At 72.3% G+C, this 24,817-nt stretch carries 12 protein-coding genes; 6 read left to right on the top strand and 6 right to left on the bottom strand.

The window, feature by feature from the left end; translation table 11 throughout:
• Positions 1-3 precede the first annotated feature (3 nt).
• Positions 4-168 carry a hypothetical protein gene (locus ACWEPF_RS03925; protein ID WP_452171297.1) on the bottom strand — a complete coding sequence of 55 codons (165 nt, stop codon included), beginning with the start codon at positions 166-168 and terminating at the stop codon, positions 4-6.
• 135 nt (positions 169-303) lie between these two features.
• Between ACWEPF_RS03925 and ACWEPF_RS03920 the strand changes: the two genes are divergently transcribed.
• Entirely contained in the window at positions 304-1,422 is a 1,119-nt protein-coding gene (locus ACWEPF_RS03920; RefSeq protein ID WP_452171296.1) for a helix-turn-helix transcriptional regulator, read from the top strand.
• Positions 1,423-1,459: 37 nt separating this feature from the next.
• On the opposite strand, the gene ACWEPF_RS03915 is transcribed toward ACWEPF_RS03920, so the two are convergent.
• Complete coding sequence (locus tag ACWEPF_RS03915; RefSeq protein ID WP_452171295.1) at positions 1,460-2,947, bottom strand: alkaline phosphatase PhoX; 1,488 nt, start codon at positions 2,945-2,947, stop codon at positions 1,460-1,462.
• A gap of 150 nt (positions 2,948-3,097) precedes the next feature.
• The gene (locus ACWEPF_RS03910) at positions 3,098-4,282 is read right to left on the bottom strand and encodes a hypothetical protein (RefSeq protein ID WP_452171294.1); all 1,185 of its coding nucleotides are present in this window, start codon (positions 4,280-4,282) and stop codon (positions 3,098-3,100) included.
• Between the two features lie 196 nt (positions 4,283-4,478).
• Between ACWEPF_RS03910 and ACWEPF_RS03905 the strand changes: the two genes are divergently transcribed.
• The 3 genes from ACWEPF_RS03905 to ACWEPF_RS03895 all read left to right on the top strand — a co-directional run bounded on the left by ACWEPF_RS03905 (position 4,479) and on the right by ACWEPF_RS03895 (position 10,083).
• On the top strand, positions 4,479-4,925 hold the full coding sequence (locus ACWEPF_RS03905) for a VOC family protein (RefSeq protein WP_452171293.1): 447 nt from the start codon (positions 4,479-4,481) through the stop codon (positions 4,923-4,925).
• A gap of 73 nt (positions 4,926-4,998) precedes the next feature.
• On the top strand, positions 4,999-5,463 hold the full coding sequence (locus ACWEPF_RS03900; RefSeq protein ID WP_452171292.1) for an SRPBCC family protein: 465 nt from the start codon (positions 4,999-5,001) through the stop codon (positions 5,461-5,463).
• Positions 5,464-5,817: 354 nt separating this feature from the next.
• Positions 5,818-10,083: a ricin-type beta-trefoil lectin domain protein gene (locus ACWEPF_RS03895; protein ID WP_452171291.1), complete on the top strand. Its 4,266-nt coding sequence runs from the start codon at positions 5,818-5,820 to the stop codon at positions 10,081-10,083.
• A gap of 87 nt (positions 10,084-10,170) precedes the next feature.
• On the opposite strand, the gene ACWEPF_RS03890 is transcribed toward ACWEPF_RS03895, so the two are convergent.
• From ACWEPF_RS03890 to ACWEPF_RS03880, 3 genes are all read right to left on the bottom strand, one after another.
• Positions 10,171-10,773 (bottom strand): T6SS immunity protein Tdi1 domain-containing protein, encoded by a 603-nt coding sequence (locus tag ACWEPF_RS03890; RefSeq protein ID WP_452171290.1) that lies wholly within the window; start codon positions 10,771-10,773, stop codon positions 10,171-10,173.
• Positions 10,774-10,782: 9 nt separating this feature from the next.
• Complete coding sequence (locus ACWEPF_RS03885) at positions 10,783-17,910, bottom strand: RHS repeat-associated core domain-containing protein (RefSeq protein ID WP_452171289.1); 7,128 nt, start codon at positions 17,908-17,910, stop codon at positions 10,783-10,785.
• 384 nt (positions 17,911-18,294) lie between these two features.
• Positions 18,295-19,905 carry a hypothetical protein gene (locus ACWEPF_RS03880; RefSeq protein ID WP_345280674.1) on the bottom strand — a complete coding sequence of 537 codons (1,611 nt, stop codon included), beginning with the start codon at positions 19,903-19,905 and terminating at the stop codon, positions 18,295-18,297.
• Between the two features lie 357 nt (positions 19,906-20,262).
• Between ACWEPF_RS03880 and ACWEPF_RS03875 the strand changes: the two genes are divergently transcribed.
• Both ACWEPF_RS03875 and ACWEPF_RS03870 read left to right on the top strand, forming a co-directional pair.
• Entirely contained in the window at positions 20,263-21,588 is a 1,326-nt protein-coding gene (locus tag ACWEPF_RS03875; RefSeq protein ID WP_452171288.1) for an MFS transporter, read from the top strand.
• A gap of 249 nt (positions 21,589-21,837) precedes the next feature.
• A complete protein-coding gene (locus tag ACWEPF_RS03870; protein ID WP_452171287.1) occupies positions 21,838-24,618 on the top strand; it encodes an FG-GAP-like repeat-containing protein in 2,781 nt (926 codons plus the stop codon).
• The last annotated feature ends 199 nt before the right edge of the window (positions 24,619-24,817 follow it).

Raw genomic sequence — 24,817 nt, 5'->3', positions numbered from 1 at the left:
CCGTCAGAGCTCGGGCCGCTTCCAGCAGTCCTCGCCCCAGGCGGTGGTGGCCACGCAGACCGGCTCCCGGAACCCGTCCGCCCGGGCGGTGTCCCGCTGCTGCTGCGCTCCGGCCGTCAGCGCCAGCGCGGTCAGCGCCAGGGCGAGCAGGGCGAAGGCTTTCCTCATGGTGGTTCCCCCGGTGAAGAGACGTGCGGCCCGGCCTCTGACGGTCCGTCGGCGAGGGGGCGCTCCGTGCACCACCCTGACACCCGGGGCGAAGATCCGCTGCGGTTGTAATGTGGCCACTCCGTGCCATGCAGCTTGAGGAGGTACCCCATCGGAGCCGACGCCGCGCTGCCCGAGCTGGGGCCCGGAGCGCTCGCGCTGTACGCCTGGACGGTCCACAACGGCCGTCTGCAGGACGCGGACCGGGCCGCCGCGCTGGCCGGGACGGGGCTGGCCGGAGCCGAACTGACGGCCGCGCTGGAGCTGCTGCACGCCGCCGGACTGCTGCGCCGGACCGAGCCGGACGGCTGCTGGCGGGCCGTCAGCCCGTCCGCCGCCGGGGCCCGGCTGGTCGCCCCGCAGGAGGACCGGCTCCAGCAGCGCGAGGAGGAGGTGCGGGCCGAGCGGGCCAGGCTGCGGCAACTGCGCGAGTACTTCGCCGATCTGATGCCCGCCTACCTGGAGCGGCGCGAGCGCAGCCACCCGGAGGTGGCGGTGGACGTGCTGGAGGACCAGCGCGAGGTCCGCGCGGTGCTGGCCGAGACGGTGCGGGACTGCCGGGAGGAGGTGCTGGTCTCCAAGCCGGGTGGTGCCTTCCCGCCCGGCACGCTGCGCGAGGCGCTCCCCCGGGACCTGGCGCTGCTGGAGCGCGGGGTGCGGATGCGCAGCCTGTACCAGGACACCACCCGCTACGACCCGGCCACCCGGCGGCACGCGGCCGCGCTGATCGGGGCGGGGGCCGAGATCCGCACCCTGCCCGAGGTGATGCCGCAGCTGATCGTGGTGGACCGCCGGATGGCCTTCCTGCCCAACCGCTCGAAGGGCAACGGCGCGGTGGTGGTCCGCGAACCCGCCCTGCTGGACCACCTGCTGACGGTCTTCGACCGGGACTGGGCCTACGCGACGCCCTTCACCAGCGGCCCGACCGCCGCCCAGCAGACCACCGGCACGCTGCGGCGCAGCATCCTGGTGCTGCTGGCCAAGGGCTACAAGGACGAGACGGTGGCCCGGCGACTGGGCTTCTCGCTGCGCACCTGCCGCCGGCACGTCTCGGAACTGCTGGACCACCTGGGCGCGGGCAGCCGCTTCCAGGGCGGGGTGATCGCCGAACGGCTGGGCCTGACCCAGCAGTTCGACCTGCCGGACGAGGAGCCGGAACGGCCGCCCGCCGGACGACCGTCGGCCGAACGGCGGCTGCCCGCCGACGGGGTCTGAGACCTCGTCGGCGGGCAGCCGGTGCGGCTCGCGCGGATCAGTCGTTGTAGCCGTGGCCGCTGCGGTGGCGCAGGCGCCACCACGGGCCGGTGATCGCGACCAGGATGCCGGGGACCTGGATGTTGGCGAACAGGGTCTCGCCGTCCTCGGAGAAGTTCACGCCGGTGAACTCGCTGAACTCCGGCGCCTCGGGGGTGCCGATGTTCAGGTCGTTGCGGGCGATCGGGTAGGTCTTGCCGTCCTCGGTGGTGCCGAAGAGGTGCGAGACGCCCTCGCCGTCCTCGGCGATCACCAGGCCGCCGTACGGCGAGACGGTGATGTTGTCCGGGCCGTCGTAGTTGCCGTGGTCGCCCGTGACGTCGGTGTTGACGCCCAGCAGCAGCTTGAGGGTGATGGTGCGGCGCTTCGGGTCGTAGAACCAGACCTGGCCGTCGTGCGCGGCGCCCGGGCTCTCGGTGCGGGCGTAGCTGGAGACGAAGTAGAAGCCGCTGTCGCCCCACCACATGCCCTCGAGCTTGCGGGCCCGGGTGACCTCGCCGGCCGCGAACTGCTTGCGGACCGAGGTGGTCTTGGCGTCGCGGTCCTTGACCACGACCCAGTCGACGCCGTAGACGGTGCCGACCTTGGTGGCGCGGGACAGGTCGTCGATGAAGGTGCCCTTGGAGTCGAAGACCTTGAAGGCCTCCAGCACGCCGGCGTCGGCGGCCAGGGTGCGCAGCTTGCCCTTGCCGTGCTTGAAGCCGGCCGGCGGGGTCCAGCGGAAGAGCAGGCCGTTCGGGTTGGAGGCGTCCTCGGTCAGGTAGAGGTGGCCGCGCTTCTGGTCCACCACGACCGCCTCGTGGGCGTACCGGCCCAGCGCCTTGATCGGCTGCGGGTCGCGGTTGGCCGCCTGGTCGTACGGGTCCACCTCGAAGATGTAGCCGTGGTCCTTGGTGAAGCCGTTCTTGCCGGCCTTGTCCTCGGTCTCCTCGCCGGACAGCCAGGTGCCCCACGGGGTCGCGCCACCGGCGCAGTTGGTGGCGGTGCCGGCGATGCCGACCCACTCGCGGACCTGCTTGCCGCCGTTCTTCACCTCGACGACGGTGCAGCCGCCGGCCGCGCCCGGGTCGTAGACGTGACCCTCGATCAGCGGCACCGGGTGCGGCCAGTTGGCCCGCGCGCCGGCCAGCTCGTGGTTGACCACCAGCAGGGTGGCGCCGTGCTTGCCCTCGAAGGAGGCGGTGCCGTCGTGGTTGCTCGGGGTGGACTCGCCGGTGACCAGCTTGGTCTCGCCGGTGCGGGTGATGACGCGGTACTTGAAGCCGCGCGGGAGCGCCAGAACGCCCTTCGGGTCGGCGATCAGCTCGCCGTAGCCGACGGCGCGGCGGGCCGCGGCGGCGGCCTCCGCCTCGGCGACGCCCTCCCCGCCGACCGGGGCCGCGATGGCACCCGGGGCGGTGGCCAGCACCTCGGCGCTGCCGGCGATGAGGACACCGGCACCGATGGCGGTCGAACGGTTGACGAAGTCCCGGCGGGACAGCGACATGTTCACTCCTGTGAGTGTGGGAGGGCGCGACGCCCAGCAGACTCGGCGCCCACGGTGAACCTCGGGTGAACCCGACGCCTCGTCAGAGTGGTGATTTGCCTACCGTATTCGAACAACCGGAAGGGAGCCCCTCCGTTCGCCCACTCCCGGTCACCGCCCCACGCGCTCGATCCGCCACTGCTCCCAGGCCGTCAGCCACGCCTCCTCCGAGGCCGGGACCGCCCCCTGGGCCCGCGGCGCACCGCCCAACCAGAGGCGCTCCCAAGCCCGTTGGGCCGGCAGGCTGGGCACCTCGCTGGCGAACACGGTGTAGCGGACGACCTCCTCCACCGCCGCCGCGCCCTCCGCGGTGCCGACCGCCCAGTCGGTGTTCTGGGCCAGCCGGGTCAGGTGGTTGACCATCGCGGTCACCGCCTCCCCGGCCTCCTCCCTGGTCTCCGAGGCCAGCCGCATCTGCTGCCGCACCGCCGCCTCCCAGCGCACCGCCCCGGCCTCGCCGCGCAGCCTCCGGGGCAGCCGCGGCGCCGTCCGGGCCCGGGCCTGCGCGGCCAGCGCCACCGCCTCCTGCACCGCGTGGTCGATCACTGCCCGGTGCGCCTCCAGACCGGCCACCGGCGGGAGCTCGCGCTCCTCCAGCACGGCCAGCCGCTCCTGACGCAGCGCCAGCCGGCGCAGCAGGTCGGTGCGGCCCAGCACGTACCGCTCGAAGTCCTCGATCCGGCGCAGCTCCACCCCGCCCGGCGGCACCCCGCGCCCGGTCACCTGGACGGTCACGCCGTCCACCCGCAGCCGCCCGGCCCAGACCGGCGGGGCGGGCGGGTCGCCGTCCGGGCGGCGGTCCTCGTGGATCTGCAGCGCCCTGGGCTCGCCCTCGACGGTGATCCACTCGCGCAGCGCGCGGACGGTGCCGGGGCCGTCGCCCTCGTCCACCTCCAGCTGCTCGTAGACCCGGTCGCGCTCGTCCTCGACCACGTCCTCCAGCTCGGGCAGCTGACGGTGCTCCGCTCCGGGGCGGTAGGTGCGGACGGTCACGTACGGGCCCTCGACCGAGCTCCAGTCGCCGGAGCGCACCTCGACCCAGCCGAGCCGGCCGTTGCTGACCTCGAACTCGGCGAGCGCGTCGCCGTCCTCGGCGCCCTCCGACCGCTCCGGCCCCTCGGACCCCTCCGGCCGCTCGCCGTCCGGCGCGGCCCGGTGCAGGCCGTGGGCCTGCTCGGAGCGGTCCACGCCGTAGACCGGGAAGTCGGCGTCCGCGAGCACCCGCCGGCTGTGCTCCTCGTGGTCGGCGTAGAAGTCCTCGGGCTCCTGGGGCCTGGTCGCGTCCTGCCTCTTCATCCTCTGCCGCACCCCCGCGTGCTCGCCTCGCCGTAGGTCGCTCCGCAGCTCGCCCCACGTGCGACGAGTGCAGAACCTGCCCAACCTTACGGGCCCCGGACCTGCCGGGCCATCAGCTTCCCCCGTACGGTTGGCAGCTCGCCGCTCCGGCCCCGTACGCCCGGAAATGTCAGTAGCCTTGCCTACGCTGGGCGGCATGACCGCAGCCACGCCGTTCCCCGCCCGGATCAGCATCGTCACGCTCGGGGTGAGCGACCTCGCCGCCTCCGAGGCCTTCTACCAGGCCCTCGGCTGGCAGCGCTCCGGGGCCTCCAACGAGTCCATCGTCTGGTTCCGCACCGCAGACTCGGTGCTCGGCCTCTTCCCCAGCGAGGAGCTGGCCGCCGACGCGGGCGTCCCGGCCACCGGCGAGCCCTCCTTCCGCGGCGTCACCCTGGCGGTCAACCTCGAGTCCCGCGAGCAGGTGGACGCCGCCATGGCGCACGCCGTCGAGGCCGCCGGGGCCACCGTGGTCAAGCCGCCGACGGCCACCGAGTGGGGCGGCTACTCCGGCTACTTCGAGGACCCGGACGGCCACCTCTGGGAGCTGGCCCACAACCCCTTCTTCCCGTTCACCGAGGCCGGGCAGCTCGACCTCCCCTGAGGGTGCCGGCCCGCCCCGCGGCGGGCACCACTCCCGGAGGAGAACGCCGCGGCACTCGGGAGGGCACCGTCGCATGGACGCCAACCACTACCACCTGGTCTCCACCTGGCGGCTCCCCGCCACCCCCGCCCGGGTCTACGCCGCCCTCCGGGACGTCGAGCACTACCCCGACTGGTGGCCGCAGATCCGCTCCGTCCGCCGCCTCACCGACCACAGCGGCGAGCTGGTGATCCGCTCGGTCCTCCCCTACTCCCTCCGCCTGACGGCCCGTGAGCAGCTCCAGGACGAGGCCGCCGGGCTGCTGGCCGCCGAGCTCACCGGCGACCTGGTCGGCTGGTCCCGCTGGACCGTCCGCCCCGACGACCACGACGGCACCGGCACCGGCACCGGCACCCGGGCGGTCTTCGAGGAGGAGGTCCGCCCCGCCAAACCCCTGATGCGCCGTCTGGCCCCGGTCGCGCGCCCGTTGTTCCTGGCCAACCACGCCGCCATGATGCGCAGCGGCCGCCGCGGCCTGCTCCGCCACCTGGCCGCCTGACGGACCGTCACGGAAATCAATTCCGAGATTAGGCGATTCCTTGGCACGAATGAGGTTGACGCGCGAGGTGATTTCCCTCCGCTAAATGCCGTGCGGCGCACCCCGGAAAGCCACTCCGGAAATCTGACTGACCGTCTGGTCTCTTTCCCGTATCGACCTCACCGCCAATGAGGACAAGGACGGACAAGCCTCCCCAATCTGGCTTGACCGCCCACTCAAACGGAATGCATCGTTCCCCGTCGACCGCCCGCACGAACCATTGCGGGCCCTTCGGAGGGAACACCGAACTCCATGTCCAAGCAGATGCGCCACCGAGGCCTGCCACGGCCGGTCGGACTGGCGGGGCGGGCGGTCGTGGCTGCCACGACCGCCCTGGGCCTCGCCGTCCTGTCCGTCCCGCCCGCCCTCGCCGGGACCGCGACCCCGGCGCCCGGCGCGACCACCGCCCCGGCCGCCCAGCCGCCCGCCGAGTCGGCCGCCACCAAGGCGATCCGCGCGGCCTTCGCCGAGGCCAAGCGGACCGGCCACCCGGTGGTGGTCGACGAGCTGACCACCGAGACCAGCCAGACCACCGCCGACCCGGACGGGCGCACCCTCAGCAGCGACGCCGTCGCCCAGGACGTCCGCACCAAGCGCGACGGCCGGTGGCAGACGCTCGACACCACGCTGAAGGCGAACGCCGACGGCACCGTGACCCCGGCGCTGACCGGCTCCGACCTGGTGCTGTCGGGCGGCGGCACCGGCCCGCTCGCCACCATCTCCACCGCCGACGGCAAGAAGCTCTCGATCAGCGCGCCGTTCGCGCTCCCCAAGCCCACCCTGAACGGCGGCACCGCAACCTACGCCTCGGTGCTGCCCGACGTGGACCTCGAGGTGACGGCCCGCCCCGACGGCGGCTGGCGCGACGTGATCGTGGTCAAGACCGCGCAGGCCGCCGCCGACCCCCGGCTGAAGAGCCTGCACTTCCCGCTGCGGACCACCGGCCTGCAGGTCGCCTCCGACCGGGCGGGCAACGTCTCGCTGACGGACGAGGGCGGCAAGGTGCGGATGCACGCGCCCACCCCGTTCCAGTGGGACTCCACCCGGCCGGCCCCTCCGGCGCCGCTGCTCAAGCCGGCCCAGGCCGCGCCGAAGTCGCTCTTCGCCGCACCGGCCGCCCCGGCCGCGGCCGACGGACAGGCCGAGGCCGACCGGTCGACCACCGGCCGCCCCGGCCCGGCGGCCGCGGTGTCCGCCATGGCCGTCACCGCCTCCGCCTCCGAGCTGGTCCTCACCCCCGACCAGAACACCTTCGGCAAGGGCACCGGCCCCTGGTACCTCGACCCCGAGACCAGCGTCGACAACGGCCGTCAGGTCAACGCCCAGGTCCAGGAGAACCACCCGGACACCTCGAACGTGAACACCCTCAGCAGCCTGGGCGTGGGCTACTGCGGCTACTCCGACTGCACCGGCTACGGCCGCTACCGGTCGTACTACCAGCTCTCCACCCCGAACGGCCTGTTCGAGGGCAACGGGCACGGCACCGCCAAGATCAACCGCGCCACCCTGCTGGTCGACGTGCCCGGGGCCTCCTCCCCCGGCACCAAGTCGACCATCAACGTCTACAGCGCGCCGGCCTTCCAGGGCACCACCACCTGGAACAACCAGCCCTGCGGCACCAACGGCAAGATGGTCGGCTGCACCTGGGCGGGCAACTCCGACATCACCGGCACCGGCTCGCTGAGCTACGACGTGACCTGGTGGATGCAGAAGATCGTCAACGAGAAGATCCCCGCCTGGACCATCGGGTTCTCGGCCGAGGACGAGTACGACAAGCTGCTCCGCCACCACCTCGGCGCCAACCCGCACGTCGTCACCTACTACGACATCGCGCCGACCGTCTGGGCCCCGCGCACCACGCCCCAGCCCGGGTACGTCAACGACCCGGTCTACGGCAACCAGCGCAACGACTGCCAGACCCCGGGCGGCAGCGCCTGGAACGCCCCCGGCTGGGTCGGCGCCAACCAGTTCGTCTACCTGCACGCCAACAGCTGGTCCCCGATCGGCGCGAACGTCACCACCAACTACCACATCTGGGACGACAACCAGGCCGGGTGGCACGCCTACCCCAGCGCCGCGGGCGGCTCCTGGAACAGCGACGCCCCGGCCTCGGTCGGCAACCTCACCGACGGCCACCAGTACGGCTGGCTGGCCAACGTCACCGACGGCTCGCTGACCTCGGGCGACACCCCCTGGTGCTACTTCCGCGTCGACAAGACCGCGCCGACCGTCTCGGTCACCTCGACCGACTTCCCGGCCAGCGGCACCGTCAACGCCACCCCGAAGCTGAAGGTCAACCAGCCGGGCACCTTCACGGTGACCTCCAGCGACCCCGCTCCCGGCACCAACCTGCACGCCTCCGGCGTCGCCTGCGTGCGCTGGTCCTCCGACCCGACCCCGGTCACCGGCTGGACCTGCTCCTCGCCGAACGTCGTGGACGCCACCAACACCTTCAAGTTCACCCCGACCAGCTGGGGCACCAACACCCTCTTCGTCCAGGCGATGGACCGGGCCGGCAACTACAGCCAGCCCTTCCCGTACACCTTCTACGCCCCCTGGAACGCGGCCACCGGCGCCGCGGTCCCCGGTGACCTGAACGGCGACAAGCGGGTCGACCTGCTGCAGGCGGACGCCAAGGGCAACCTGCGGATGATGACCGGCAACACCGACCCGGGCACCGCCGTCTCGGCCCCGCCCGGCCTCGCGCCGGCCGGCAGCACCTGGGACAAGGTCCAGACCTCCCACCTCGGCGCGCTGCGCTCGTTCGGCGTGGACGACGTGCTGGTGCACGTCCCGTCCGCGGTCGACGCCACCAAGTCGCCGTTCCTGTACGTCTACCCGAACAAGAACGACGGCACCTTCAGCACCTCCGGCCTGGTCGGCCGTCCGTCCGGCTGGGTCGCCGCCGACGGCACCCTGCTCGACACCGCGCCGACCGGCTGGAACGCGGACTGGTCGCACGTCAGCCAGTTCACCGCCCTCGGTGCGCCGAAGGCCCTGCTCTCCCCGCTGGACAGCGACCTGGCCAAGGACTACACCTCGGCGGTCACCGTCGAGGACGGCCGGCTCTGGCTCTACCGCTCCAACAGCATCAACAACCTGGACGCCGACGCCACCGCCGTCTCCACCGCCACCACCTGGGGCGGCTACGAGCTCTACGGCCCCGGCGCGGCGAGCGGCTACGCCCAGCCGACCCTGTGGAGCCGCGACGGCAGCGGCACCATCCGCTCCTACGCCGTCAAGACCAAGGGCGACGGCACGCTGGACGTCGGGGCGCTGGCCACCCCGACCGGCGGCACCGTCCTCGCCACCGGCTACACCACGGGGCTCTACCCCAAGATGGGCTCCAACGGCGACCTGAACGGGGACGGCCTCGCCGACCTCTGGGCCCTGGACACCGCCAACCACCTGCGGATCTTCCCGGGCGTGGCCGGTGACTCCAGCAAGCCCACCGCCGTGACCGGGTTCGGCACCGCCACCGACCAGGGCGACGCCCGCCCGTACGTCGACCGGCTCAAGCTGGACACCAGCGCCGGCACCGCCCCGGTCACCACCCCGGACGTCTTCGGCCGGGCCTCCGGCGTCGTCAGCGGCGGCGTCACCTTCCCGACCGACACGGTCAACGGCCGGAGCACCAAGGTCGCCCGGTTCGACGGGGAGAACGGCGAGATCAAGACCCCCGGCCTCGGCGTCGACCCGACCAAGTCGTTCGCCGTCTCGCTCTGGACCAAGCCCGAGGTGCCCACCAAGAAGGACGCCAACGGCAACCTGATCGACGGCGTGGTGATCAGCCAGAGCAACACCGCCGACAGCGCCTTCATGGTCTGGGCCGCCACCCTCGGCGACGGCAACGTCAACTGGCACCTGGGCATGTCCACCGCCGACAACAACGGCTGGCCGTACGACACCACGGACACCCGCAGCGCCGCCGCCCGCGTCCAGTTCGGCACCTGGACCCGACTGACCGTCAGCTACAACGCCCAGACCGGGCAGATGGCGCTGTACGTCAACGGCGCACTCGCCTCCACCGGCATCCACAAGACCAAGCAGGCCTCCACCGGCCCGCTGGTCCTCGGCCACTACCGCTACCAGAGCAGCGACGCCTGGAACTACTACAAGGGCTCCGTCTCCGACCTCACCGTCTACGACGGCTCGATCGACCCGGGCACCCTGTCCGGTCCGCTCACCGCCGACGCCGCCGCCAACGTCTGCGCCGAGGTCAAGGACGGCCTCACCGCCGCCGGCACCCCCGTCCAGACCCACACCTGCACCGGCGGCGCCGGCCAGCAGTGGAAGGCCCAGCCCAACGGCACCATCCAGCTCGCCGGCCGCTGCCTCGACGCCACCGGCGGCGGGACCGTCAACGGCACCCGCATCCAGCTCTGGGACTGCCTCGGCGGCACCGCCACGCCGAACGCCAACCAGGTCTGGACGATCCGCCCCGACGGCTCGATCTACAACGACAACTCCAAGCGCTGCCTGGACATCCCCAACGCCGTCACGGCCGACGGGAACCAGCTGGAGCTGTACGACTGCAACAGCACCCCGGCCCAGCGCTGGCTGACCCGCCCGGTGGTCTGACCCCCGGAAGGGCCCGTACGACGAGGAGCCCGGCTCCGCAGGACATCCTGCGGAGCCGGGCTCCTCGGTTTCTCGGGACGGCCCCGCTTACTCGATCCCCACTCCGGAGATCCGGGTACCGGGCTGGAGGCCGGCCACGCCGGCCTTCAGCTGCGCGTGCAGCGACCAGTAGACGTCGGCGTCGATCACCTCGAGGTTCTCCACGCTCTCACCGCCGCCCAGGAAGAACGGGACCTTGAAGCCCACGCACTGCCCGGGGAGCAGCCTGACCTCCGGGTTCGCCGCCCGCCACTCGCGGAACAGGCCAACGGCCAGGAACGTCTCAGGGTCCTCGACCAGATCCACGTCGACGAAGGAGACCACGCCGGCGTCGATCTCGTAGGCCTCGCCCGACCCCGGCTCGAAGAGCACCAGCTGGTCCTCGACGTCGGTGCGGACGGCGAACTGACGGCCCAGCCAGTCCTCGGCGAACACCTCGAAGCGTCCCCTGAACTGCGGGAACATCTCCAGGACCGAGGCGTGGGAGCGCCGCGCGGACTCCTCGGAGTGGATCCGGACGATCCCGTTCCCGAAGGAGAGGCCGGCACCGAATGTCCGCAGCTCTGCCAGCCCGGGGGCGTTGCCGCCCGCGAACGGGACGGGGGAATCACTCGAATCGGCCGCGAATCCGGCGGTGAACTGCTCGAACAATGACTTCTCCTAGCCGATGGATACGCCGCAGATCCTGGTGCCTATGGGCAAGTCCCGTAGGCGCCCGGCGATCTGCGCGCCGAGACTGCTGTTGACGCTCCCGTCCAGCGGGGCCAGATTCCCCAGCACGTCCTCGCCACCCAGTTGGAGATCCCGCATGTGGTCTCCGTGGTAGCCGGTGGGGACGGTGACGTCGGCCTTGCGCAGGCGGGCCGCCGCCGACTTCTTGACCTCGCGCACCGCTTCGGTCTTCACGAGGTCTTCGGTCTGGGCGATGTTGTCCAGGTGAGCGACCTTCGCCTCGGCCTGGGCCTTCTGGACGTCGTCCCAGCCCTCCTTGTGCTTGAGGTCGAGGTGGACGGAGCCGTCCGCCTCTCCGCAGTTGTGCACGAGGACCGGAGCGGTACCTGCCAGCACATAGTACGTGTGGAGCCGGTCCACCGTGAGGTCGTGGGTGACGACCTGCTGGTGGTAGTTGCGGACGTCGAGCACGGTGACCGTGGAGCCATCGGCCTGCCGCAACCGGTGGCCCGCCACGAGGTCGCGGGCATCGACCCACTGCCGGGCGGTGGCGTCCCAGTACGGGTGGTGCCAGGTCGAGGTGAGCGACACCGGGCCGGCGCCGGGGGACGCACCGGTGGCACCGTCCGGGCGGAGGGTGAGGTCGGTGAAGTCCTTGTCGTCCGGAGTCGTGATGGTCGTGGTGACCTGCTCGGCCCGGGTGACCCCGGTCTGCGGATCGGTGGCGAGGACCCGGTCGCCCTCGCGGACCTGCTCGATCGGCTTGGCGCTGCCGTCCGCCAGCTGGACCCGGGTGCCCTCCGGGAAGCTGTGCGGTTTCGGTGTGAAGGTGCAGGCCGTAGCCCCGCCACCTTCGTCCGCGACCGCCGTCGGACCGGCGTCGTCGGCGTGCAGTGCCGCCTGTTCCGCCTCGGCGGCCTCCTTCTCGGTCTTCCGGGCAGTGCTGAGGGCCTCACCCGCGTCCTTGGCGACGCGTTCGGCGCCCCGGATGGCGTCGTAGGCCTTCTCGCCCTCCTTCCAGAGCTTGAACGCCTTGATGCCGACCTTGACGGCCTTGAAGACCTTGCTCCACGGAACGAAGTTCAGGGCCGTGTTGACGCAGCCCATCACGTCGCCCTTGGTGAAGCAGTCACGCGCGTCGTTGAAGCCGATCAGGTCGCCGACCACGTCGACGATCTTGCTCATCAGCTCTTCGCGCTGCTGCTTGGCCTTGGCGAGGGCCTCGTCGGCCGCCTGCTTCTGCCGCTGTGCGGCCGCCAGGTCCGATGCGGCCTTGCTGCGGGTGTCGCTGGACGTGGTCGTGGTGGAACCGCCACCACCGCCACCTCCACCGCTGCCACTGCTACTGCTACTGCCACTGCCACTGGACTGGTTGAAGTACGCGGTCCACGCCGCTGCGGACATGCACCGGCCGTTGTCGTCGGGGATGCAGGTGCCAGAGGGGTCCGCGTGGTCGACCGGGTTGTTGTCGGCGTACGCGTAGCCGTTCCAGGACTGCGGGTCGCCTTCGCTGAAGATCGGGTCGACGGACAGGAAGCGTCCGGTGGTCGGGTCGTACTGCCGCGCACCGAGGTTGGTGAATCCGGTGCCCTCGACCGTTCCGCCGACGAAGCCCTTGCTCCCGGCCCACGTACCGGCGCCCGGCTGGCCACCGCGCGCGTTCCCGAAGGGGTCGGTCGGCCGACGGACCACGGTCAGGTTGGCGGCGTCCATCTGGACACCGTTCGTCCCGTGCGGATCGGCGGCCTGGTAGTAGAGCTTGCCGACGCCGGCGTCGGTGACCCGGGCGATGGTGAGGCCGCCCGGTGCTCCGTAGTAACGCGTCGACGTCAGCGCGGTGGTGGCCACGTCCATCGTGATCTCGTCGACCCCGAGGTTCAGCGTGACCTTGGTGTTGGTACGGCGGATCAGCTGGCTGCCGGCCGCGTCGTACACGTAGCTGGTCGGATCGGCGGTGCCGCTCTTGTCGACGTTCGCCACCCGGCCCTGGTTGTCCCAGGTCAGGCTCTTGGTGCCGGCGGTGTCGGTGATCGCCTTGGTCTGGCCGGCCTCGTCGTAGGTGTACGTGGCCTGGGTGGCCACGCCGTTGACGGTCGTCTTGGAGGTCAGCAGCGCGTGCGGGCCCCCGGTGCCGCCGCCCGTGGCCGGGTCGGTGCTCTTGGTGTTCGGGCCGGTCGCGAAGGTCTGGTCGACCGTCTTGTCCTTGGCCGTCGCTCCGGTGACGTCGTGCTGGACGAACTTGGTCCGGTTACCGGTCAGGTCGTACGAGTACGACTGCCAGTAGGGCGCCGGCCCGCCGATGCGCGCGGACGCGGTGGCGGCGGTCGGCTCGACCGGGTTGGCGCAGGCCCCGATGCCGGGCACCGAGGGCGCCGGAGCCGTGGTGGCGGTTCCCTTGTCGCTCCAGGCGGCGCTCAGCCGGCCCAGGTAGTCGTAGGTGAAGCACTGGAGGTCGGAGGCGGCACCGTCCTGGACGTCCGTCACGGAGGTGAGCGATCCGGCCTTGCTGTAGGTGTAGTTGGTCAGGTCGACGTGGGTGGAACCGGTCTGCTTGTCCAGTGTGGACTGGACGACCCGGTTCGTTGCCGCGTCGTACTGCTGGGTGGAGACCACCTGCTTGCCGTAGACGCCGACGGTGGTCCGGGTGGGCTGGGCGAAGACGTCGTACTGGACGTCGCTGACCAGGGCGTCCTTGCCGCTCGACCCGATGAGGTTGCCGTCGAGGTCGTAGGAGTTGGTGATGCGCTCGGCGACGTAGCCGGCCGGGCCGGTCAGCGTCGTGGCCTTCGGCAGGCCCAGGACCGGGCTGTAGGTGAGGGCGGTGGTGTACGTACCGCCCAGGGTCTTCTCGGTCGTCGGGATGGACACGGTGGTGCCGGTCGGCCGGTAGCCGGTGTCGTACCCGGTGATGGTGCGGGTGTAGGCCTGTCCGCCGAGACCGCCCACGTAGGCGGTCGACGAGGTGGGCTTCCCCTTGACCTTGGTGTCGTAGACCCAGGAGGCCGTCTGGTTGGCCGTCTTGGTGGTGTCGGTGCCGTCGAACTGTGCGGTCTTCCGGCCGAGCAGGTCGTAGGTGAAGCTGGTGGACCTGCCCCGGGCGTCCGTCGCCGTGGCCACGTGGCCCGCGCCGTCGAAGGTGGTGGTGGACGTTCCGGTGTCCGGGTCCGTGGTGCTCGTCGGCTGACCCAGCAGGTCGTAGGCGAAGCGCCACTCGTGGTTGGTCGAGTCACGACGCCAGATCGGCTTGCCCGAGGCGTCGTGGCCGTAGGTGGTGGAGTTGTACGCCCCGGTCGGGGTGTTCCCCTGGTACTGCCGGAGCTCCACCGTCGCGCCGGTGGCGTCGGTGACGGTCGAGGTCGCGTACCCGCCGGCCGGCGGGGTCAGGTCGACCCGCTCGGCGCCCGGGTAGGCGGTGGTGTTCCGCCACTGCTCCTGGGCGTAGGACATGAACTTGGCCGCGGTGATCCGGCCCAGCCCGTCGAACTCGTTCCAGGTCTGGGTGGGCACCTGCGAGTCCTGCGGGCTGAAGATCGTCGAAACCGGGCCCGAGTCCGCGTTGTAGTACGCGGCGGTGGCCTTGATCTGCCAGCCGTGCGAGTCGAACTCGGCCTCCGAGATCAACCGTCCGACCGTCCCGAAGGCGGGCGTCGACTGACTCTGCCGCACACGCCCGAGACCGTCGTAGATCTGGATGCTGCTGGAGTAGCTGCCGTCCTCGCGGATGCTCCGGCTGGTCACCGTGGACGGCCCGGTGGAGCCGTTCAGGGCGTACTCGAAGACCCGGTTGGCGCTCTGCGTGGCCCGGTCACGGCCCGGCAGCCACACCGAGGTGAGGCGGCCGAAGGCGTCGTAGGCCTCCTCGGTGAGGTGGTTGTTCTCGTCGACCGCCTTGGTCGGCAGGCCGCGGCCCGGGTCCACGGTGGTGGTGGACTTCCAGCCCAGCGGGTTGGTCACCTCGACCGAGGTGGGCAGCTCACCGGTGGCGGGCAGGTAGACCGTGGCGGTCCGGGCGCCGTTGGGGTGGGCGGTGTCCTTGCGGGCCGGGTCGGTGGTCGCGCTCTGGCGGCCGTACGCGTCGTACTCGGCCTGGGCGGTGATCCGGTACTTCGGGGTCCCGTCGGTGTTGTAGGACTCCAGGACCCGGGTCTCGGTCTGGTTGGCCTCGGTCCCGAAGGTGGCGAGGGCCTTGCCGTCGTAGTAGGTCAGCGCGTCCGACACGGTGTTGGCCGCGGTCGGCGTCTGCCCGCAGGGCCCGGCCAGCGTCAGCACCCGGTACGGGAGCTCCATCAGCTGCCCGTTGGCACCGGTGGCGTAGCTGGTGCTGGTGCACTGCTGCTGCTCGGCGACGTGGGCCAGGTCGCCCTTGACGTCGACGGTGACGACCCGGCCGCCCTTGGTCTCGTCGTAGGTGGCGTCCCGCTGGGTGGTGCGCCAGGTGCCGTCGGAGAGCAGGGCCCGGCTCTTCACCTGGGCGGTGTTGCTGTACCGCGCGGTGACCTTGGGCAGGTTGCCGGTCTGGGTGTGGGTGGCGGTGACGTTGGAGAGCCACGGCGTGGTCAGCTCGCCGGAGACCACCTTCGCGCCGGCGGCCGCCGACTCGTAGGCCTGGGTCTCCCGGACGAAGCCCGCGAGCTCCTCCGAGTCCGTGATGGTGGAGCCCCAGCTGTCGGTGAACTGGCCGCCCATACCGCGCAGGAAGGTGGCGACGGACTTGGTCTTCACCCCGTCGGTGCCGGTGCCGGTGGTGGTGGCGACGGTCTGGTAGCCGCGGAAGTTGTCGTACGTCCGGGTGTCGTCGTCGGCGAACTCGGAGTCGTTGCGGTGCCAGGCGGCGCCGCCGCCGTACGTGTACTCGGTGAGCTTGGCGACCGTGCTTGTGACCAGCGACTGCTCGCTGATCGAGGCCACCATGACCTTGTGGAACCAGTCGTCGACCGGCTTGGTGTTGGCCGGGGAGCCCGGCGGGACCCACTTGACCGGCATGCACGGCATGGTGTTGCCGGCCTCGGAGGCCGGCATGGTGCCGTTCACCCGCGAGCACTCGACCGGGCGGTAGGTGACGTTGATCCGGCCGCCGGTCTCGGTGGTGATGGAGCTCATCCGGGGGCGGTTGAACTGCGGTGCGGCCGGCACCAGGCCGTCCACCCGGTTGGCCATCTGCATCGCGGTGAACGACACCGCGGGCAGGGTGGCGGAGGTCTGGCCGTTGCTGGCCGTGCGCTGGATCGAGGAGAGCCAGAGGGTGGGCGAGGTGCCGTCACCCGGGTCGGAGAAGACCTGGTTCAGCGCCCAGGTGTCCACCACGCGGGCGGCGCCGGCCACCTGGATGGTGGTCTCCACCTTGGTCAGGCGCTTGGAGGTCCAGAACGACGGGCCGTAGTTGGTGCAGGTGCCGGTCGCGGCGCAGGCCTGGTCAAGCGGGGTGTCGGGCCAGGAGGACTGGTTGGCCACCACGCGCTGGGCGTCCGAGCAGGTGATCGAGCCGGCCGCGAAGCAGCGCTCCGAGGTGGTGAAGTCGATCCGGGCGGCGGGCTTGGCCGCGCCCTTGGCGGTGATCTGGTCGGCGAGCCGCTGGCCGTAGGCGATCTGCGTGACGTTGGAGTAGCGGTCGTACGCGGTGCGGGTGCCGGTGCCGTTGTTCTGGCCACCGCCACGGGCGTAGTAGTTGCCCTCCTTGGCGTACTTGTACGAGATCAGGTTGCCGTGCAGGTCGACGATGTAGTCGAGGTTCCACTGCCAGCCCATCTGGCACCAGGACGCGAGCCCCGTGCCGGAGGAGTAGCAGGGGTCACCGGCGTGCGGGTGGTAGACCGGCACGGTGTTCACCGAGTTGGTGGCGGGGTCGGTGCCGTCGCCACCGGGGAGGTGGTTGGCGCCGAAGTAGTACTGGGTGCCGTCGGTGGTGGTGACCTTGAAGCCCTCGCCGTTCCAGGCGCCGTTGGCGAGCCCGGTCAGCGGGGTGATCTGGGTGCCGTCGTCGCCCTGGAGGCGCAGCACGCCGCTGGTGTCGTCCTTGACCACCGTGCCGGAGTGGCCGGCCAGGTTGAGCTGGAGCGACTGCCCGGCCCAGCACTCGTCGCCGGACATGTCGATGCCGGACTTGAGGCAGGGCTTGTACGAGCGCGAGATCGAGCCGGCCGAGTAGTCCCAGCCGTCGCCGATCCAGGAGGACTGCGAGTTGTTCGCCGCCGTCCGCCCGTCCACCGAGGAGGAGTCGTACCCGAGCATCACGCCGGGTGCGGCGCCGCCGATCGAGGTCGGCATGTCGAAGGTGTACGAGTAGGTGAAGTTCCCGGCGTTGGAGCCGGCGCTCCAGGCCGCGGAGGGCGCGATCGGCGTCGCGGCGAAGGAGCCCATCGAGCCGGACGGGGCGGCCTGGGCGGCCAGCACCATCGCCCCGCCGCCGACGGGGGCGGCGGCGGGGGCGGAGTCGAGTCGCAGGCCACCGGCGGGCTGCGCGTCCTTCGGCAGCTCCACCTTGGCGGTCAGCCGGCCGGTCCGGGCGTCGAGCACGGAGGGCACCGGGGTGCGCTGCTGGCACTCGGTGCGCTCGGGGGTGGTCAGCGCGCAGGCGGGCAGCTGGACCAGTTGGGCGCGGTCGGCCCAGCCGGTGACGCCGGGCAGGGCCGCGACGTCCAGGGTGACCTCGACCGGACCGGCCTGCGCCGCCGGGTCACCGGCGTTCTCCAGGGTGATCACGGCGCCGGTGGCCCCGGCCGCCTTGGCCCGGTCGGCGTCCAGGACGCCGACCTTCACCGCGGGGTCGCCACCGGCCCGGCCGGCCGCGGCGTCCGTGAGGTACACCGGGAGGTCCCCGGCCTGCCGCGAGGCGGTCCGGCCGGCGGACGGGGAGGCGCCGCCGGTCAGCTTGCGCGCGGCCGCCTGCTCGGGCGAGACGCCGGAGAGCGCGACGGTCGCGGTGCCGCTCCTGGCGGCGGGGGCCTTCGCCCGCCACTCGACCGGCACGCCGCCGTCGGTCTTCTGGCCCTTCTTCTCGGCGGCCCGTCCGGCCACCGAGGCGGTCCGCTCCAGCGGGGTGTTCGGCGGTGTCCACACCTTCGGGTGCGGTCCGCTCGCGGCCAGCGCTTCGGCGGACGGAATGGCCGGAACCGACATCAGAACGGCCAGTGCTATCAGTCCCGCTCCTCGCGGACGGCTTCTCAGCCGCCGCCGGGCGCGTCCGGGCACACGTGGTGAACCCACGAATTCTCCAAAGTTCGTCGCACGACAGAGAAATGACGCCCCGACCACTGTCGGGGCGTCATCGAAAGAAATTCATGCAGACGCATGAGGCGACACGAACATAGGAAAACCAGGGGGTACACGCCAGGCCTGACCAGGGAATTTGGATACTCCTTTACTCAGGAGCAGCCCTCAATCAGGACAATGACGGCATTTGCTTTACAGGCGCCCGAATGCGAAGGAAATGGGCGGCCGCGCCTGCCCATAGGGACAGGATCGCAGCGCACGCCCTTACCCGCAATGGATTTTGACGACGCGTCAGCCCTTCTGCTGCGAGCGCGCCTTGAAGGCGGCCTTGCGGGCCTCCTTCGCCACCGTGCGGTCCAGGTGGAGCTCGCCGATGGCCTCCAGGACGTCGGCCGTGTACGGGTGGTCGATGCGCCAGAGCTCACCGAAGAAGCTGGCCGGGTTGGCGGTCACCGGCAGCTCCGCGACCAGCCGCCGCAGCACCTCGGCCTCGCCCTCGCTGGTGAGCAGCTGCGCCGCGAAGCCGTCGACCGCGGTCCAGAGCACCATCGAACGCTCCGGCGCCACCACCTGCTCCCCCTGCGCCAGCAGCCAGGCCCGCGCCGCGCCGCCCAGCTCCGGATCGTCCTGCACCTCCACCGCGGCCGCCCGGGCCTGCTCCCCGATCACCTCCAGGGTCTGCACCACCAGCAGCCGCCGCACCGGCGAGAACGCGTCGGCGCCCCGCGCGGCCGCCAGCAGCTCCCGCGCGGCCTGCGCCGGGTCCTTGCCCGCCAGCCAGATCAGCAGCTCCCGCTCGGGCAGCACGTTGGCGGTCTCGGTGACGGCGCGGAGCACCGTCTCGGCGTCGCCCTGGGCGAGTTCGCCGACCAGCGGGGCGTCGTAGCCGTCCTCCAGCAGCCACTGCCGCACGCCGTACTGGCCCAGCGGGGTCAGCCGGACCAGGCCGAAGCGGGCCGACTCCTCCTCGCTGAGCTCCTCGTCGCCGGCGGCCGGGGAGTCCTCCTCCTCGAACAGCTCGGGATCGATCGGCCGGTGCTCCAGCAGGCCGAGCTCGGCCAGGTCGGCCAGCATCGGGTCCAGAGTGACCATCAGGTCGGTGATGTCGCCGAGCAGTTCCTCGTCCGGCTCCTCCCCCTCGGGCACCACCAGCAGCGCGGCCAGCACCCCGAGCGGGACGGTCTCCTCACCGGGCTCGGCGAAGGCGGTGGTCTCGTAGAGCACCTGGAGCGCCTCGTCGAGCAGCTCGGCCGCCGCCTTGCGGGACTCCTCGACCGCCGAGAGCCGGTCCTCGTCCTCGTCGTCGGCGCCGCCGTCCTCGTCCTCCAGGTCCAGCGAGTCGGCCTCGGCGGCCAGTTCGCGGACGATCCCGGCGGCGGTCAGCCAGAGTTCGAGGACGGTCTCCTCGTCCCCCTGCTCGGCCGCCTCCAGGTCGGGGCCGGGGATGGCCACGTGCTCGCCGGCCTCGGTGGTGCCGATCTCCACCAGGTCCAGGTCGCAGGCGAGCGACCACGCCCGGACGGCCTCCACCTCGGCGTCCTCGCCCTCGCCGAGCCCGATCAGCCGGGCGGCGGGCGCCCGGTCGGCCGCCGGGAGGTCGCCGAACTCGTCCACCGGCCGGTGCGGGGCGGCCCAGCGGGCCAGCTTCAACGCCTGGCCGATCAGCGGCACCGCGAGCGCCGCGTCGGCCAGCTCGCGGTCCGAGGGCAGCTCGACCGGCGGCACGAGCACCGCCGCGTCGTCCTCGTCCGGGCGGCCGTGCGCGGCGAAGGCCCCGTAGAGGTCGGCGAGGTCGTAGTCGGCGGGCAGCAGGCTCTCGGCGGCCGGGCTGTCCGACGGGTTGTCAGGGGTGCTGCGTCGTCCGGCCATCGTGCTGCGCTCTCCCGGTGTGGCGGTGGTCACTGCCGACCGGATGGTGCCGGTCCGTCAACTCAGCGTAGCCGTCCGAGCCCCCGCCCGCCCGGGCCGCACGCCGCGCGCCCCCGCCCCGACCTCGGCACTCGCCCCGGGCCGCCCGGACCTGACGCAGTCCCGGGCCCTACTTGCCGAAGTGGCGCAGACGACACTCCGGAGGGCGATTTGCCACCCTTTCGAACACGTATCCTTCAGCAGGCGCGCGGTACCACAACCCACGGACCGCACCCAGGGCAACGTCGCCCACCCCCTCGTTTTCCCCCGCCCCACCAGGGCTCCGCCGGCAGGCCACCACCCCAGGCCCGGGCCGCCCTCGGTGGTGCCCGGCCACAGGAGACCCCTGCCATGGCGGACCTCTCCCCCGCCGGCGCCGGACTGGGCAGTGCCCAGTTCGAAGGACGCCGGCTCTCGGAGGCCCTGCTCCCCCTGGAGCTCGCACCACGCACGCAGCTCCAGCTCTCCGCGATCAGCCGCTGGAACGCGCTGCGCGGCGTACGCGTCGGCCTGGTGGCCACGGCCCTGCTGCTCCTGCTGATCGGCGCCAACCTGGCCACCCCGATCTACCCGGTGCTGCAGCGTCAACTCGGCCTCACCGCGCTCGACACCACCATCCTCTTCACCGTCTACGTCTTCGCCCTGGTCCCCGTTCTGGCCGCCGTCGGCCACTGGTCCGACCACCTCGGGCGCCGGGCGATGATCCTGCCCGCCGTCGCGCTGGCCGCCGCCGGCGACGCGCTCTTCGCCACCGCCGGCAGCTTCTGGCAGCTGGCCGCCGGGCGCGCCGTCCAGGGCGTCGCCGTCGCCCTGGCCACCGGGGCCGCCGGGGCCGCCCTGGGCGACCTGCTCCCCGACCACCAGACCCTGGCCGCCAAGCTCACCCTGGCCTGCTCGGCCGGCGGCGTCGCCCTCGGCCCGGTGATCGGTTCGCTGCTCTCCACCGGCGAGCACCCGCTGCTGACGCCCTTCCTGGTGCACGCGGTGCTGCTGCTGGTCCTCTGCGTGCCGCTCGCCCTGGTCCACCCCCGCAAGCCCGGCGGCCGCCGCCCCGCCGCCGCCCCGCCCCGCATCACCACCCCGGCCCACCTGCGGCCGCGGCGGCTGCGGCTGCCGCACACCGGCCGCCGCGAGTTCCTGCTCGCCGCCGGGGCCGGCTTCGCCTCCTACGCGGTCTTCGGCGTCTACCTCAGCCTGGCCCCCGCCTTCTCCGCCAAGCTGCTCGGCAGCAGCTCCTCGCTGATCGGCGCCGTGGTGGCCGCCCTGCTGCTCGGCTCCTCCGCGGTGGCCCAGCTGCTCATCCCGCCCACCTCCGACCGCGTCGTCATCGCCGTCGGCATGGCCGGCCTGGCCCTCGGCCTCGGCCTGGTGGTCACCGCCGCGTGGACCGGCACCGCCGCGCTCCTCTTCCTCGGCAGCGTCCTCGGCGGCGCCTGCCAGGGCGTGGCCTTCCGCTCCCTGTTCACCACCGCCGTCGCCGCGATGGACCCCGAACGCCGCGGCTCGGAACTCTCCACCCTCTGGGTCATCGTCTACCTCGGCTCCTCCCTCCCCATCGTCGGCGTCGGCGCCGCAGTCCAGGCCTACGGCCTGCTCCCCGCCGTCTCCGCCTTCGTCGGCCTGGTCGCGGTCGCCTGCCTCGGCCTGGCAGGAGCGGTGCTCCGCGGAAAAAGGTGATGTCTCTGGGGGCGCGAGGCTCTGCTGATCTGCGGCTCCGCCGCGCGGGCGCGCAGGGCGACGGCACACCCGGCTGACGGAAGTGGTCACACCAGGGGCGCGGGGCTCTACCTGATCTGCGGCTCCGCCGCGCGGGCGCGCGGTGGAAAGGCAGCACCGGCAACTGGCTGACGGTGGTTCAGTTGCCGGTGAGCCGCCTTCCGAGCCGCGCAGTTCCTCGCGCCCCTGGCGCCGCTAAGGTGCCCTGTCGTGCGATCACTCCACCTCAAAGCAGCCCTGCTGCTGTCCGCCCTGCTCACCGCCCTGATACCCGGTCAGGCCAAGGCCGCCGCCGTCGAGCCGCCGCTCAGGGTGGTCACCTACAACATCTGCGGCCAGTCCTCCTGCCAGTCCCCGCTGGCCCCCGCCGAGTGGACCGCCGCCATGACGGCGGCGCTCACCTCCGCCGACCCGGACGTCGTCAACCTCCAGGAGGTCTGCGCCGGCCAGGCGGACCTGCTCCGCGCCGCCCTCCCCGCGTACACGCTCTCCTACCTCAAGGGCCTCGACCTCAGCCCCACCCAGCGCGGCTGCCAGAAGTGGGGCGGCGTCACCACCTCCTTCGGCGCGGCCCTGCTGGTCAAGACCGTGCACCAGCCGGTCTTCCGCAGCCTGGTGCTCAAGCCGCTGGACCCGGCCCGCGAGCCCCGCCCGCTGATCTGCGCCAACGCGACCGTCGGCACCCACCCCGTCCAGGCCTGCGACGTCCATCTGGACGGCGGCCTCGGCGGCCTGCGCGCCCAGGGCCTCCCGGTGGTGCTGGACCGGATCCAGGAGTGGGGCCAGGGCCGGCCGACCGTGCTGTCCGGTGACTTCAACGCCGACCCGACCGACCCCAACCTCGGGCTGCTCTACCAGGCCCAGGAGGGCAACGGCGGCTTCATCGAGGCCGACCAGCGCGACCGGCTGTACTTCCCGCCCGTCTGCCGCCACCTGACGGACTGCCGCTCCGGCGAGTCGACCACCTTCGACACCGCCCCGAACACCGTCCCGATCGGCGACGACCGCAAGTTCGACTACGTCTTCGGCACCGCCTCCGCCTTCACCACCCCCACGGCCTGGACCGACCCGGCCGGGCACCTCTCCGACCACACCGTCTACCACGCCGAGCTGACCTGGAGTCAGGACACCGCCGCCCCGTCGGCCCCGCTGGTCTTCAACTCCCCCGGCCTGATCGGCTCCGGCAACGACTGGGTCAACGCGGTCGACCGCACCGCCGGTGACTTCACCGGCGACGGCGCCGCCGACCTGGTGCTGCGCTACGCCACCGGCACCGTCGTGCTCCACCCCGGCGACGGCAAGGGCGGCTTCGGTGCGGCCCGTCAGCTGGCCTCCGGCTGGACCGCCGTCCGCTCCCTGACCGCCGGGTACTTCAACGAGGACGCCCTCGCCGATCTGCTGGTCCAGTACGACGACGGCACCGCCGCCGTCACCGAGGGCCAGGCGGACGGCACCCTCTCGGCCCCGTACCCGCTGCCCGTCCCCGGCGGTCTGCTGAACGCGGTCGACCTCGCCTACGGGCACCTGCTCTCCCCCACCAGCCGTGACCTGCTGGTCCGCTGGGCGGACGACCACTTCAGCGCCCGACCCGTCGTCAAGTCCAACGGCGCGTACGCCGTCTCGGGGGCCGTCACCATCCGCCCCGGCGGCGCCGACAAGCTCCCCGGCACGGCCGACCTGCTGGCCGGGGACTTCACCGGCAGCGGCTCCACCGCCCTGCTGATCCGCGACACCACCGGGGCGACGGCGCTCTACCCGGCCACCGGCCCGGGCCTGTACGCCACCAAGGTCCCGGTGTCCGACGGCCGGAGCTGGCAGGCGGTCGAGGACCTGGTCGCCGCCGACTTCACCAAGGACGGCAAGGACGACCTGGTGCTGCACTGGGCGAACCAGTACAGCTCCACCGCCCCCGGCAAGGGCCAGACCGAGTTCCTGCCCTCCACCGGCACCACCCCGGGCCTGTTCGGCACCCCGGCCGTGCTCAGGTGGGCCTCCGTCAGCCCCTGGGGCAACGCCCCCGACGTGCTGACCGCCGACTTCGACGGCGACGGCAACGCCGACCTGCTGACCCGCCGCCCGCGCTCCCCGCTCCGGCTGAACCTGGGCGTGGGCACCGGCGGCTTCCCGAACGACGCCGCCCACCAGAAGGACTTCGGCCCGAGCGGGAACTGGGACTGGGCCACCGGCCTGCTGGCCGGGGACTTCGACGGCAACGGCACGGTGGACCTGATCGGGTACGACACCTTCCACGCGCTGTTCTACCCCGGCTCGGCCACCACCAGGGGCACCTTCGATCCCGCCACCGACCTCACCTCCCCGATCGACTGGCGCTTCGTCGCCGACGTCACGGCCGGCCGCTTCGAGACCGGCGGCCGCAGCCAGCTGGTGGTCCGTCAGACCGACGGCCAGGTGCTCCGCTACCCGACCCCGGCCTCGGCCGGCCTCCCGGTCACCGCGGCGGGCACGGCGGTCTCCTGGGGCGACGCCGCCTCGCTGACCGGCGGCGACTTCACCGGTGACGGCAAGGACGACCTGCTGGTCCGCTGGACGGCCGGCAGCGCCTTCGTCTACCCGGGCGACGGCACCGGCGCCTTCGGCGGCTCCCGCCCGGTGCTGGCGGCCGGCGCGCTCTCCGACCTCACCGAGCTCGGCCAAGGCAAGGTCTACGCCACCCAGCCCCCGGTCAACCTCTACCGCTGGTCCGACGGCACCCTGCTGGTCGACCGCAAGCGCACCGCCGACCTGACCGCCCTGGCTACCCCGAAGGCCGCCACCAGCCTGCTGGTCCGCTCCTCCGACGACCACGGCCGGATCGCCGCCTACGAGTACTCCTTCGACGGCGCCCCGCCCGCCACCCTGGACGCCTTCCACAACACCCTGTCCGTCCCGCTGGACGGCCTGACCACCGGCACCCACCGCCTCACCGTCACCGCGCTCGACCCCAGCGGCAACCGCTCCGCCCCGACCGCCTTCGACTTCACCCGCTCCTGACCGAACGCCGAAGGCCCGGCTCCCCCACGGGGAGCCGGGCCTTCGATCCTCTACCTCCGAAGTGAAGCCGCACCCCGTTTGAAGGAGATTCGGCCTACCGCCCGACAGAACACTTCGAAGAGCTGTACTCGGTCCCGCCCACGGGTTCCTCGCAGTGCGGCCAGGAATCCGACGCACAGAAACCCAGCCACCAGCACCG

The sequence above is a fragment of the Kitasatospora sp. NPDC004289 genome, from assembly GCF_053602875.1.
The sequence above is the reverse complement of the archived record's forward strand: the minus strand, read 5'-3'. Positions and strand labels throughout refer to the sequence as shown.